The organism is Candidatus Termitispirillum reticulitermitis (assembly GCF_054655775.1).
Genome location: NZ_BAAIHG010000013.1, coordinates 1 through 14,898, shown reverse-complemented (window position 1 = coordinate 14,898; position 14,898 = coordinate 1). Strand labels below are relative to the sequence as shown.

Annotated in this window: 7 protein-coding genes; all 7 read left to right on the top strand. The window is 44.7% G+C overall.

The genetic code is table 11. The annotated features are described in order from the left end of the window. Positions 1-5: 5 nt before the first annotated feature. The gene (locus AC1MDJ_RS02775; protein ID WP_479689433.1) at positions 6-1,061 is read left to right on the top strand and encodes a zinc-binding dehydrogenase; all 1,056 of its coding nucleotides are present in this window, start codon (positions 6-8) and stop codon (positions 1,059-1,061) included. A gap of 257 nt (positions 1,062-1,318) precedes the next feature. Then, entirely contained in the window at positions 1,319-4,345 is a 3,027-nt protein-coding gene (locus tag AC1MDJ_RS02770) for an autotransporter outer membrane beta-barrel domain-containing protein (RefSeq protein WP_479689432.1), read from the top strand. A 113-nt stretch (positions 4,346-4,458) separates the two neighbouring features. Continuing rightward, complete coding sequence (locus AC1MDJ_RS02765) at positions 4,459-7,431, top strand: autotransporter outer membrane beta-barrel domain-containing protein (protein ID WP_479689431.1); 2,973 nt, start codon at positions 4,459-4,461, stop codon at positions 7,429-7,431. Beyond that, positions 7,412-12,400, top strand: coding sequence for a beta strand repeat-containing protein (locus AC1MDJ_RS02760; protein WP_479689430.1), 4,989 nt, complete (start codon positions 7,412-7,414; stop codon positions 12,398-12,400). Before AC1MDJ_RS02765 ends, AC1MDJ_RS02760 begins: the two co-directional genes overlap by 20 nt. Before the next feature lie 51 nt (positions 12,401-12,451). Further along, positions 12,452-13,912 carry a response regulator gene (locus tag AC1MDJ_RS02755; protein WP_479689429.1) on the top strand — a complete coding sequence of 487 codons (1,461 nt, stop codon included), beginning with the start codon at positions 12,452-12,454 and terminating at the stop codon, positions 13,910-13,912. A 109-nt stretch (positions 13,913-14,021) separates the two neighbouring features. Then, entirely contained in the window at positions 14,022-14,354 is a 333-nt protein-coding gene (locus AC1MDJ_RS02750; RefSeq protein ID WP_479689428.1) for a hypothetical protein, read from the top strand. A gap of 195 nt (positions 14,355-14,549) precedes the next feature. After that, positions 14,550-14,898, top strand: a 349-nt coding sequence (locus tag AC1MDJ_RS02745) for a transporter substrate-binding domain-containing protein (RefSeq protein WP_479689427.1), incomplete at its 3' end; no start/stop codon positions are given.

Below are 14,898 nucleotides of genomic sequence, written 5' to 3'. Positions count from 1 at the left end.
TAAGTATGAAAGGTTATGGCGTTATTTCTATTGGCAATCCGGGTTGGCTTGAAAAGCCGAAACCTGTAGCGGGCGAGTTAGATGCCATAGTGCGTCCAACGTTAGTTGCCCCATGTTCATCTGACACGCACTTTATGCACGGTGGCTCTGGCGACAAGAACAACGTAATACTTGGACACGAGGCTATCGGCGTAGTGGTTGAGGTTGGCAAACTAGTAACGAAGTTTAAGGCGGGGGATAAGGTGGTTGTCCCTTGCACCACGCCCGACTGGTTTGGCGAAGGGGTTCAGGATGGCAGGTATAATTCGCACGATAATGCGCCACTTGGCAGTTTTAAGTTCTTATCGGCTAAAGATGGCGTTTTTGCAGAATATTTTCACGTGAATATGGCTGATGCAAATCTTGTGAAACTGCCTGATAATGTGAAGCCAGAGGCAGCTTTGATGACTGTTGATATGATGAGTACTGGGTTTCACGGGGTAGAGCTGGCGGAAGTTGGTTTTGGTCATAAAGTTGTAGTTGTCGGGATAGGTCCAGTAGGGCTTATGGCTGTGGCGGGAGCGGCTCTACGCGGAGCGGGGCAGTTAATTGCTATCGGCACGCGTCCTAATTGCGTTAAGATTGCTAAAGAATATGGTGCAACTGATATTGTGAACTACAAAGATGGCGATATAGTAAAACAGGTCAAAGATATAGCTGGTGGCAGTGTAGATAAGGTAATAATAGCAGGCGGCAATGCAGAGACGTTGAGAGACGCCATGTTAATGGTAAAGGCGGGCGGGGTTATAGCCAGTGTCAACTACTATGATATATCAGAGACTTTCAGTATCCCGACATGGGCGTGGGGGCTGGGTATGGCTAACATTGATGTGCGGGGTGGTTTTTGTCCGGGTGGCGGATTGCGCATATCAAGGCTACTTGCGCTACTTGCTCATGGCAGGATTGATACCACAAAACTGATTACACACCGCTTTAACGGCTTTGACGCAATAGAGGAGGCATTTCTGCTGATGGATAAGAAACCAGCAGATTTGATTAAACCGGTGGTATTCATTGACTAGCTGAGTAGTTTTCTTCCCCCCCCCCCCATACTGGGGGGAGAGGGACACTATGTATATAGTGCTAACAAGGGGAGCATTAAGCCCCCCCCCCATACGAAGGGGACACTGAAAAGAAAAACTCTCACCTATAGAGCTTAAGTGCTCTTCCCCCTACTGGGGGGAGGAAAGAATGGCATTCTATAAAGGCTGCTTGGATATTTGCCGATAGGATGCGGGAAATATTTTAATGACTTTGTGAGAATAGGAGAATATTAGTAATGTTCGTTGCGCCTTTTAGCACAATAAAAGTTCGCTTTAGGCGCACGCTAGCCAAGCTGGTGCTCACTCTGGTGTTCGTTATCCTGTCAACCGCACACGTATTTGCAGTGACTTATGAATTTAATAATGGAACTATTCTGGTTGACGGTATTCCATACTCATTGGCTGATTTTACCTATACTTACGATGGTGCTAGCTATACATCTGGCTCTGGACTGAACTGGTATGTAAGCGGTGTAAATGTTATAACGGGCGAAGCTTTGAGTGGTATTGAGACGCTAGTTGCGGGCAGTAGCGATGGGGGACCTGGTAGCTATAACATTGTCAATAATACTTTAACGATACGTCACAATGTCACGGCTGATACATTAGCTGGTGCTGTCAGTGTAGGATACGGCACAGGACGGCTGGAAAACAATACTGTTTATATAGACAATCTCTCCACGATAGTTGGCAATGTGATAGGCGGTGCCGTGCGGGGAGAGTTGCGCCGGCTTAACTCACGAAACAATAGCATTTATGTGTATGATGCTACCGCTATAACAGGCGATGTTATAGGCGGGAGTAGCGATAGTGGTAGTGCTATAGGCAATCTTGTGCACATTGAGAGCGGAACGATTACGAGTGCGACTGGTGTGATTGGCGGTAGTGGCACTATAAGTGCAAGTGACAACACCGTTCGTCTGGACAATGGCACTATAGACGGCAATATGTATGGTGGCTACACAGATAATGGCACGGCGACTTACAACGGAGTTCAAATAATTCATGGAAATGATAGTGCCCATATTACTGGCGATATATATGGCAGTTGGAGTGGCAATGGCAAAGTATCTAACAGCTGGGTTACTATGTTTGGTAATGTCAACATCATAGGTAATATATATGGTGGTTATAGCGATAATATGACATCAACAGGCAATAGTGTATCTTTAACAGGCAATAGCATAGTTGGTGCTCCTAATGTTGTCGGCAGTATATATGGTAATACCGGCAATATATATGGTGGTTATAGCAGACTTGGGGACGTTTCGGGCAATAACGTATTTATATCGGCTGTTGATAATATTACTGGCAATGTATATGGCGGTTATTCTGATAGCGGCACGAGCAGCAACAACTCTGTCAGCATTAGGAGTAGTAGTGGTAATTTTTTCGAGGACGTGTATGGCGGATATAGCCGTGACGGCATTGCAAGGGAGAACATAGTTTTTATAGATGGGAATATTAATATTAATCTTACTATCGGTCTTGAAGCACAAATAGCCGGTGGCCGTGGTGTTAGTGCAATTGCTAACAAATTAGTGATAATGAATAATGCTGGCAATATTCGTAATGTTGCGGGTGGCTTAGGTGTTACGGAGGCTGATGGTAATACTTTGGAGCTTTTGGGTAATAGCGCATATCGTATTGGCTGGTGGGCCTATGGCGGCAAGACAGAGTCCGAAGACAGTCCCAGCCATGCGTCGTATAATACCGTTATAGTGTCTAACCCAAATGTAATTGTACAGAGACTGGCGGGTGGTTCGACGCAAGATTGGGGCATAGATACCACTGCTAACAACAATACAATAATAATAAACGGAGGGACGTTCATCGGAGGAGTAATTGTCGGTAGCGCTCTTACGACTAATGGCAATACGCTTACCATAAATGGTGGCACTTTTGACACTGCTATTATTGTTGGGGGGACTTCCACCACCCTGAACAATACGTTCAACTTAACTACAGAGATAAGGGCTAAAAGTGTCAGGGGTTTTTCTACGTTTAACTTAACAGTCAACACTGTAAATGCTGTAATTAGGGCTGAAGAATATGTGACGTTTGAAGATAATTCTATTTTGAAGTTAAAGGTTAGCAGGGGTGCTCCGCTATTTGAGCGAGGCGACACCTTTACTATAATTGAAACGAGTGATGGCATAATAATAAATGGTCCTGTAGATGGCACTAGAATGCTGGCAACTAGCGGTATGACTTTGTGTTACGATGTTGTATTAGGCTATAACACTGCAAAGATTCTATATGCGACTGTAATGAGCGATGGGTTGGTGGCGAACCCGCAGTTAAAATCATTATCAGAGGGCTTTTTAGCGGGTATGACAGCATTGCAGTTTGGTGCAAATGTTGCTACTGAGAATGCACTTCAAAATATGGCTATAACCACAAAGAAAGGTTCGGGAATTTTTGTAGGCACCGGTGGCAATGCCACGCGCTATAAAACAGGTTCTTATATTGATACGATAGGGTTTTCAATAGCCGCTGGAATAGCTAAAAAGGTTTTTTTTGACTATGGCGAGATGGTGGCGGGCGAATTTTTAGAGTATGGGCAAGCCGGCTATGACTCATACAATAGCTTTAATACTACGTCTGCTATCAACGGCGAGGGCAAAACTCAATACATAGGGTTAGGCACTATGGGGCATTTTCAGTCTGTAAGCGATAACTTTATTGAGGCATCTATCAGAGGTGGTATGTATAAGACGCACTATGAGTCTAACGATTTTGAGGAATACGTAGACTTTGATGCGTCTGCCCCGTATTTTGCCATTCACTTTGGTGTTGGACATATTCAGTTTATAGGAGCTAGAACGACATTCACTCCGTTTGTTAAGCAGTTTTTGACGATGCAGCTCGGTGATACCGTTAAAGTGGCTGGCGATGAGATAAAGTTTGAAAATATGCTGTCTACTATCACGCGTGCGGGAGTTCAAATGTCGCATGGGTTTAGCGATGTCTTTTGGACATCTATCAAGCTGGCTTATGAGTATGAGCATAACGGCAAAGCTAGGGCGACTCTGTTTTATAGAGATGGGGCGACTATGTTTGATAGAGATATTGAGGCACCGAGCCTGACGGGTAGCACCTTTGCGGCTGGGTTAGGCTTTGACATAACGCCTAGACGTTTCCCCATATCAACTAGTTTTGATGTAGACCTAGCAACGGGACAGCGCGAAGGCGTCTCTGGTAGCCTGCAGTTTACGTGGAACTTTAAGGCTAAAGATGTTAAGGTTAAGAAACAACGATGAGCTGGGGGGGGGGGGGCAGAAAAGAATGGCATTCTCTAAAGATTGCTTGGATATTTGCCGATATGACACGAGAAATATTTTAATGACTTTGTGAGAATAGGAGAATATTAGTAATGCTCGTTGCGTCTTTTAGCACAGATAAAGTTCGCTTTAGGCGCACGCTAGCCAAGCTGGTGCTCACTCTGGTGTTCGTTATCCTGTCAACCGCACGCGTATTTGCAGTGACTTATGAATTTAATAATGGAACTATTTTGGTTGACGGTCTCTCATACTCATTGGATAATTTTACCTATACTTACGATGGTGCTAACTATACATCTGGCTCTGGACTGAGCTGGTATGTAAGCGGTGTAAATGTTATAACGGGCGAAGCTTTTGGTTTTATTGAGACGCTAGTTGCGGGCAGTAGCAGTGGGGGACCTAATGGCTATGACATTGTCAATAATGTCTTAACAATACGTCACAATGTCACGGCTACTGACACATTAGCTGGTGCTATCAGTGTGGGATACGGCACAGGAAAGCTGGAAAACAATATTGTTTATATAGATAACCTCTCCACGATAGTTGGCAGTGTGATAGGCGGTGCCGTGCGGGGAGATTTGCGCCAGCTTGACTCACGAGGCAATATTGTTTATGTGCGTGATGCTACCGCTATAACAGGCGATGTTATAGGCGGGAGTAGCGATAATGGTAGTGCTATAGGCAATCTTGTGCGCATTGAGAGCGGAACGGTTACGAGTGCGACTGGTGTGATTGGCGGTAGTGGCACTATAAGTGCAAGTGGCAACACCATCCGCCTTGACAATGGCACTATAGACGGCAATATGTATGGTGGCTACACAGATAATGGCACGGCGACTAACAACGAGGTTCTAGTAATTCATACTATCAACAATGCCAATGCCAACCGTGTTACTGGCGATATATATGGCAGTTGGAGTGTCAATGGCAGTGTGTCTAACAGCAGGGTTTTTATAGATGATAATAGTAGCATTATAGGCAACATATATGGCGGTTATAGCGATAATATGACATCAACAGGCAATAGTGTATCTTTAACAGGCAATAGAATACTTGGTGCTATTCCTAATGTTGATGGCAATATATATGGTGGTAAGAGTGGACTTGGGGACGTTTGGGGCAATAGCGTATCTATATCGGTTGCTGATAATATTACTGGCGGTATATATGGCGGTTATTCTGACAACGGCACGAGCAGTGGAAACTCTGTCAGCCTTATGAGTGGTGCTGTCGGGGGCGTGTATGGTGGCTATAGCGATAATGTTACGGCAACGGGAAATACAGTTGTTATAGATGGGGACAATGTTACGTTTGCCACTACCAGTCTCCCACTTGCCTATCAAGCCACTGGTGGCTATGGTGATTATGCAATTAGTAACAGGCTAACTATAAAGAATATTGACAATACCACTATTGCTGGTGTTGCGGGTGGCTATGGTATTACGAGGGCTGATGGTAATACTTTGGAGCTTTTGGGTGATAGCGAATATCACATTGAGCTTGCTTATGGTGGCGTAACATCTGATAGCAATGTCAGCCATGCGGGGAATAATACCGTTATAGTGTCTAACCCAAATGTAACTATAGAGAGCCTGACGGGTGGTTGGACGCGTGATGATGGCACAGGCACTAGTGCTAACAACAATACAATAATAATAAACGGAGGCACGTTCACCACGTCTGTAATTGTCGGTAGCGGTCTTACGACTAATGGCAACACGCTTACCATAAATGGCGGCACTTTTGACACTGCTGATATTGTTGGAGGCACTACTACCACCCTGAACAATACGCTCAACGTGACTAAGGAGATAATGGCTAAAAGTGTCAGGGGTTTTTCTACGTTTAACTTAACAGTCAACAATGTAAATGCTATAATTATGGCTGACGATGTAACGTTTGAGGACAACTCTACGTTGAAGTTAAAGATTGGCAAGGGTGTTCCGCTATTTGAGCAAGGCGACACCTTTACTATAATTGAAACGAATAATAGCATAATAAATGGTCCTGCAGAAGAGACTATAATACAGGCGACTCGCGGTATAACTTTGCTTTACGATGTTGCATTAGGCTATAACACTGCAAGAGTTCTATATGCGACTGTAATGAGCGATGGGGTGAACCCGCAGACAAAAGCGTTATCAGAGGGTTTTTTAGCGGGCATGACAGCATTGCAGTTTGGTGCAAACGTTGCTACTGAGAATGCACTTCAAAATATGACTATAGCAACAAGGGATGGCTCAGGCATGTTCGTTGGCAGTGGTGGCAATGCTATGCGCCATAAAACAGGCTCTTATATTGATACGATAGGGTTTTCAATAGCCGCAGGAATGGCTAAAAAACGTCTTTTTGACTATGGCGAGATGGTGGCGGGCGAATTTTTAGAGTATGGGCAAGCCGACTATGACTCATACAATAGTTTTAATACTACGTCTGCTATCAACAGCGAGGGCAACACCCAGTATATAGGGTTAGGCACTATGGGGCGTTTTCAGTCTGTAAGCGATAACTTTATTGAGGCATCTATCAGAGGCGGTATGTATAAGACGCGCTATGAGTCTAACGATTTTGAGGAATACGCAGACTTTGATGCGTCTGCCCCGTATTTTGCCATTCACTTTGGTGCTGGGCATATTCAGTTTATAGGAGCTAGAACGACATTCACTCCGTTTGTTAAGCAGTTTTGGACGATGCAGCTCGGTGATACCGTTAAAGTGGCTGGTGATAAGATAAAGTTTGAAAATGTGCTATCTACTATCACGCGTGCGGGAGTTCAAATGTCGCATGGTTTTAGCGATGTCTTTTGGACATCTATCAAGCTGGCTTATGAGTATGAGCATAACGGCAAGGCTAGGGCGACTGTGTTTGATAGAGATATTGAGGTGCCGAGCCTGACGGGTAGCACCTTTGCGGCTGGGTTAGGCTTTGACATAACGCCTAGACGTTTCCCCATATCAACTAGTTTTGATGTAGACCTAGCAACGGGACAGCGTGAAGGCGTCTCTGGTAGCCTGCAGTTTACGTGGAACTTTAAGGCTAAAGATGTTAAGGCTAATAAATAATGATGAGCTGTTAGGCAAGTTTCGTTCTAGGTGTATGCTGGTAGGGCTTGCGCTCTCTTTAGTCTTTGCTGTTCTATTTGTTGTCCCTGCGTTTGCTGTGACATACACGATTCCGAATGTTGCCTATAACTTGAACGATAATTTTACATACTCGTTTGGCGGTGGAACTTATGTTATAGGCTCTAGGTTTGACACTGTTTGGACGTGGACTGGTGTTGAACTCAATATTAGTGAAAATTCAATCCTCACTGGCAAAACGTTGTCCGCTGGTAGCAATGATGGGACAACTACGGATAACGTTAGCAACGACACCCTTCATATATATGGTAACATTACAATCACAGCCACAAGGCTAGCTGGTGGCATTAGTATAGGTAGCAGTGCTGGTCAGGTGAGTGGCAATGTTGTTAATATTGACAACAGAACAACTATTAACGGTGACGTAATCGGCGGGGCGGTGCTGGGAACGGCGCATAGCGGAAATGCAACAACCAATAGAGTCACTGTGAATAATGCCTCTGCCAATGCGGATAACGCCTCTACTATAAATGGCAGTGTTTATGGCGGGTTTAGCGATAATGGCAGCGCGAATGGCAACATTGTTGATACCTATAGAGGCAACATTACAGGCAGTATCTATGGCGGTAAAGCCACCGTCGATGCGAGAAATAACGAAGTCAACTTACGTAACGGCACTATCGGTGTTAGCGTCTATGGTGGCTGGGCTGATACTGGGAAAGCTCAAAGCAATCATGTTTATTTAGAGAATATTATTGCAAACAGTAGCGTCTATGGTGGCTGGACTGATAACGGGACAGCTGAAAGCAGTGTTGTTTATTTAAAGAATTTCACTGCAAACAGTAGTGTCTATGGTGGCTGGGCTGATAACGGCATGGCATACATCAACGTAATCACGCTCGATAACGGCACTGTATTTGGTAGTATATATGGTAGCAGAGCTACTAGCGGTGCCCATGGTCGGGTTACGCTGGATAACAATTCTAGTGCTAGTGGCAACATATACGGCGGCTGGACGGAAAACGGTGAGGCAAGTTTCAATGAGGTAATATTTAATGCTAACGGCACTCATACCTCTGGTAGCGTCTATGGTGGCTACAGCAACACTGGCAACGCCTCAGTCAACCTTGTTCAGCTGAGCAACAGCACTATCACCGGTGATGTGTATGGGAGCAGGAGTGCTACAGGTGGCTCGGGTGGCAACATTGTTCGATTATTCGATAATACCAGCGTAACTGGCGATGTATATGGAGCTTCTACTCATAATGGCAATGTGGGCGGCAATATTGTAAATATAGCGTTAACAGCAGGCACTATTGGTGGCGATGTCTATAGTGGCTGGACTGATAATGGCAGTGCAACTAACAACTGGATTCAGCTGAGTAGCGGCAGCACTATATCTGGTAGTGTATATGCTAGCAGAGCTAGTGGCGATGTTACTGATAGCTGGTTTCTGATGTATGGCGATGTTGGTGGCGATGTCTATGCTGGCTGGACTGATAATGGCAGTGCAACTAACAACTACGTTTGGGCGATTGGCGGCGATATATCTGGTAGTGTATATGGTAGCAGAGCTACTAGAGATGTTGCTGATAGCTGGGTTCGGGTGTCTGACAATATTGGTGGCGATGCCTATGGTGGCTGGACTGATAATGGCAGTGCAACTAACAACTACGTTGAGTCGCTTGGCGGCACTATATCTGGTAGTGTATATGGTAGCAGAGCTACTAGCGGTGCCACTAATAGCTACGTTATGATGTATGGCAGTTCTGGTGGCAACGTCTATGGTGGCTGGACGGAAAACAATACGGCAAGTGGCAATTATGTAGATGCTGGCGGCAATCATAGCAGTGTCTATGGTGGCTACAGCAACACTGGCAACGCTACAAACAACTACGCTCAGCTGAGTAACGGCACTATCACCGGTGATGTGTATGGGAGCAGGAGTGTTACGGGTAGTGTTTATAACAGCTATGTTCAATTAAACAATAGCAGCGTAACTGGCGATGTATATGGAGCTTCTAATCAAAATGGCAATGTGAGCGGCAACTCTGTAGAGATAATATCAGCAGGCACTATTGGTGGCGATGTCTATGGTAGCCGGACTGATAATGGCACTGCAACTAACAGCTACGTTCAGCTGAGTAGCGGCACTATATCTGGTAGTATATATGGTGGCAGCGCGACTAGTGGCAGCGCAACTGGCAACATTGTTGATACCAATGGAGGCAACATTACAGGCAGTATCTATGGCGGTAAAGCCACCATCAGTGCGAGCAATAACAATGTTAGCTTACGTAACGGCACTGTCGGTGGTAGCGTCTATGGTGGCTGGGCTGATATTGGGGCAGTTTCAAGAAATGGTGTTTATTTAGAGAATATCACTGCAAACATTAGCGTCTATGGTGGCTGGGCTGATAACAGCACGGCATCTAACAACTACGTTCAGCAAAATAACGGCACTATATCTGGTGATATATATGGTAGCAGAGCTATTATCGGTGTCACTAATAGCTGGGTTCAGCTGGATAATAATTCTAGTGCTACTGGCAACATATACGGCGGCTGGACGGAAAACAATACGGCGAGTAATAATTATGTAATATTTAGTGCTAACGGCAGTCATACCTCTGGCAGTGTCTATGGTGGCTACAGCAACACTGGCAACGCCACAAACAACCACGTTCAGCTGAGTAACGGCACTATCACCGGTGATGTGTATGGGAGCAGGAGTGCTACGGGCAGTGTTTATAACAGCTATGTTCAATTAAGCAATAGCAGCGTAACTGGCGATGTCTATGGTGGCTGGACTGATAACGGCAGTGCATTTAACAGCTACGTTCAGCTGAGTAACGGCACTATATCTGGTAATATATATGGTAGCAGAGCTACTAGCGGTGCCACTAATAGCTGGGTTCTGCTGAATAGCAATTCTAGTGCTGGTGGCAACATATACGGCGGCTGGACGGAAAACAATACGGCAAGTGGCAATTACGTAATATTTAATGCTAACGGCAGTCATACCTCTGGCAGTGTCTATGGTGGCTACAGCAACACTGGCAACGCTACAAACAACTACGCTCAGCTGAGCAACAGCACTATCACCGGTGATGTGTATGGGAGCAGGAGTGCTACGGGTAGTGTTTATGACAGCTATGCTCAATTAAGCAATAGCAGCGCAACTGGCGATATATATGGAGCTTCTACTCATAATGGCGATGTGAGCGGCAACTCTGTAGGTATAATATCAGCAGGCACTATTGGTGGCAATGTCTATGGTGGCTGGACTGATAATGGCAGTGCAACTAATAACACTGCTCTCATAACAGGAGGGACACTTAACGACATCTACGTTGGTTATGGCACGTCCAACGCCAGCGACAATAGATTAGATATACAGAGTGGTGGCAGTTTAAGTATTGGTTCTGCTTATGGCGGTTATACAACGGCTACTGCTGGCATAGCAGACAATAATACTATTGTAATAAATAACCCTAGTGCGGTGATAGACAACCTATATGGTGGCTGGACTGATGGGAGCGACAACTCAAGCGCAACCAATAATGTGATAATAATAGGGGGAGGGACGTTCACCTCATCAGTGGTAGTCGGCACAGCTTTTTTATCCAGCTACAACACGCTGACCATAAATGGTGGCGATTTCACAACTGCCGATATTAAAGGCGGCAGTAATACTATGTATAGAAATATAATAGACGTAAATGCTCCAATAAATGTTAATGACATAACTAAATTTTATATATTCAACCTAACAGTTAATGGCAGAGACTATACGATTACATCAACTGGAAACGTTCAGCTTGCTGGAACTACGTTAAAACTTAAGGTAACTGCGCCATTCTTTGAAAGCGGAGATAGGATTAACATTGTTACAGCGGACAATTTGACAGGCGGTCCTGCTGCTGGGAGTGTTATGCCTATTAGACTTGGAGTGTCTAGGAGCTACAAAGCAACGATGATGTATGAGGACGATAACAACACGCTCTACGGACTTGTTCTTGGTGGTGGGATAAATCCACAAATAATATCATTATCAGAGGGCTTTCTGGCAGGTTTTGCGGCATTGCAGCTCGGTGCGAATACCTCTGTTGAAAATGCCTTACAGAATATAAGAGGGCTTGCAGATAAGGGGAAGTTAGATGTATTCGCGGTTGTTAGCGGTAACAGTATGCGCTATAACACAGGTTCTTATATTGATACGTTAGGGTATTCAGTCGCTGCGGGGCTTGCAAGGAAACGTCATTTGGGGCTATGGGAGCTAGTGCTGGGCGAGTTTTTAGAGTATGGGACGGCGACCTATAACTCGCATAATAGTTTTGTTGCCGACCCGCCTATAATGGGGGAGGGCAATACTAGATATATGGGCGTAGGTGCTATGGTGCGCCTCCAAGCTGCAAGCGGGCTGTTTGTTGAAAGCTCTGTCAGGGGCGGACAGACTGAGACGCACTATAAATCAGACGACTTTATTGAGCCTGTGGAGTTTGATACCTCTGCCAATTATATTGCTGGGCATGTTGGTATAGGTTATAGCTTGCTTATCTGGGACAGGGTTTCAATAACACCGTCTGTTAAGCAATTTCTAACTAAGCAGACGGGCGATAGTGTTAATATATATGAGGAAGATATAGAGTTTCAAGATATATTGTCTGTCCTCACGCGTGCAGGCGTTAGGGCGCTGGTGAACATTAGTGAGGCATTTAGTTTGTCCGCTAATATAGCTTATGAGCATGAATATACTAGCAAGGCTAAGGCTACTATACGTAATCGTGAGATTGAAGTGCCAAGTCAGATAGGCGATACTATAGTGGGCGGTATTGGTTTTGCTCTAAAACCTAAGCGTTTCCCTATATCTACTAGTTTTGATATAGACCTAGCAACGGGAAAGCGTGAAGGCATCTCTGGTAGCTTGCAATTCACATGGAACTTTTAAGTCTAATTTAATATAGTTTTTTTTTATTATTTGTGATATGCTCGCTATACTATGTCTAATACTACCAATGTAGAGCGCAAGAATGTGCTCTTGATAGATGACAGTGCTACTATCCACAAGATAGTGGAGCTTATTGTTGACAAGCGCACCTTTAGCCTCATAAGTGCGTTCAACACTGCTGATGCCTTATCTTTAATAAGCGACCCAAACTTGTCTGTTGTAATGATTGATAGCAGGCTATTTGCGGAGGCTTCGCAAGATTTCTTTGTGGCATTGCGTGCATTGGGTGGCAAAGTTGGCATAATACTATTGGTTGGGGCTTACGAGCAGTTTGTTGATATGGATATAGAACATGCGCTCATAGATGACTATCTTGTTAAGCCTTTTAACTCTATCACTATTAACCAAGTTCTTGATAAAATTATGGTGCGCAAGGGTTATCACTACAACAACTCTAGTAGCTCCGACAAAAAGAGTAGCTCGGAGAATGTGGGAGAGTCTGTGAAGGCACAAGATTTCGGCACTGATGGTAATGTGGCGATATTTGGCACTGATGATATAACGTCTGGCGATGGCAATGTCTATATAAATGAAAGTTTGTTAGAAGGCATGGTCGCTGGTGAACCCAGCGAGGGGCTGGTATCGCTTAACGAGCTTGATTTGCAGTCTGCCAGTGCGGCGGATTTTGAAGCTACCGTTATAGGCAGTGAGGAGCAGGGCACATTATTTAGCAATGAAGATTTAGACAAGTTTGTCCAAAAAGATGCACCCAAGGAGGAGCAGGGCACGTTATTTAGCGATGACGATTTAGACAAGTTTGTCCAAAAAGATGCACCCAAAGTGGAAAATTTATTTGAGACAGAAGATATGGCTATCGGGGAGATTACCGGCGAGATAGCTGGTGAGCTAGAGCAGGAAATGCTTGATAAACTGCAACATAGCCTGCAAGCTATTCAAACTACGCCATTTGAAGAGACAGAAAAGGTGCAGCCTGTTCCACAACAACAACAGCCACAGCAGCAAATGCCTCAACCGCTACCCGAGCAAGCACAAAGAAGGGGCGTTCTTACGACATCTGATGCGGAGCGTGAGGCGGATGATGAGGCAGAAAGACTATGGAGCGGAGAATATTCTGAAACTATTCGTGCTGCTGCCACTGGTGAGCGTGAAGAGCTGATGAGTTTGTTTGACGAAGTGAATCGTGGTTATTTAGAAGCGAAGAACAGCGGGGGCGAGCCGATTATGGGTGGCGAACATGTTCCTGCTCTATCTACGTCTGTAGCTGTGGCATCTGGTGTGCAGCAGGCGGCGGGTGCTGGAGCACTTACCATTGCGCTATCGCAGGAAGATTTAGTCGGGTTGCTAGGTCAATCGGCGAGCAAGAACCTATTAGAGAAAGCTGTTGCAGATGCTTTGACTAGCAAGGTCAGTGAAACCGTTAATAAATTAGTGCCTGAACTAGCTGAAAGACTTGTCAGGGAAGAGTTGAAATTAATTAAGGGAGCTAAGTAGAAATTTCATTAAAGGTTTTCTCTGTTATCCCGATACAGTAAGACAGGGCAATGGGATATGCTCTACTAATAATTTTAAGCAAGGACTGCTAGCAACGTGAGGGCAGACCTTGATAAATCAGAGAGCTGAAACATTACTTGAAGTGTTCATAATCGGGGAGTCTGACTTCACGGAGCAGCGCATAGCCTCTATCCGCGCCTTTGTCGGTCTGTTGAAGAAGGAGTTAGATGTTGTTGTCAATAATATTCCGAATGGACGTGAGGACAGGCTCTATTTCAAAAAAGTGCTAGAATTCTTTAGGAATATGATACACACCTACGATGAAGAGATACGGGGGCTAGAGGCGCGCAGGACGCGCATGCTAGACCATCTGCTAGATGTGCGTGCGGCATCAATGCTCTTGCATCCAGTGGAAGCTGATAATAGTATCACTGTTAATTAGAAATAGAACATCCCTTAAATATATACATAACATATACACATAAAGAACTCCTACCAGCCTAATTCCCTCATATCTACTAATTGTGCGTGAGCTATAGCACAAAAAAAGGGGGGGTTATCAAGAAAAAAATTATTGTTGACTAATTAGGGTTTGCAGGTATATCTTGCTAACAATTACTTTGTGGAGGATTTTATTATGAAGAAGTTATTACTTGTAGTATTAGCGATGTGTCTTGCTTTTGCGCTGGTGTCTTGTAGCAAAGGCGAAGGTAAGCCCGGTAGCATTGCTGCCATTAAGAAAGCGGGCAAGATAAGAATGCTTACCAATGCTACATACCCCCCTTATGAATACGTTAAAGGGAACGGTTTTGATGGGCTGGACATAGCACTTGGCAAGCTCATAGCTGAGAAGCTAGGCGTTCAGCTAGAAATCATTGATATGAATTTTGACTTGCTAATAGACGCTGTCAACACAGACAAGGGCGATTTTATTGCAGCAGGCATGAGCGTGACCGAAGAACGCAAAAAAATAGTTGAATTTACTA

Bases quoted from the DNA above. Each gene is read 5' to 3' on its own strand.
- AC1MDJ_RS02775 (WP_479689433.1), top strand. From the start codon at position 6: ATGAAAGGTTATGGCGTTATTTCTATTGGCAATCCGGGTTGGCTTGAA.
- AC1MDJ_RS02770 (WP_479689432.1), top strand. From the start codon at position 1,319: ATGTTCGTTGCGCCTTTTAGCACAATAAAAGTTCGCTTTAGGCGCACG.
- AC1MDJ_RS02765 (WP_479689431.1), top strand. From the start codon at position 4,459: ATGCTCGTTGCGTCTTTTAGCACAGATAAAGTTCGCTTTAGGCGCACG.
- AC1MDJ_RS02760 (WP_479689430.1), top strand. From the start codon at position 7,412: ATGTTAAGGCTAATAAATAATGATGAGCTGTTAGGCAAGTTTCGTTCT.
- AC1MDJ_RS02755 (WP_479689429.1), top strand. From the start codon at position 12,452: ATGTCTAATACTACCAATGTAGAGCGCAAGAATGTGCTCTTGATAGAT.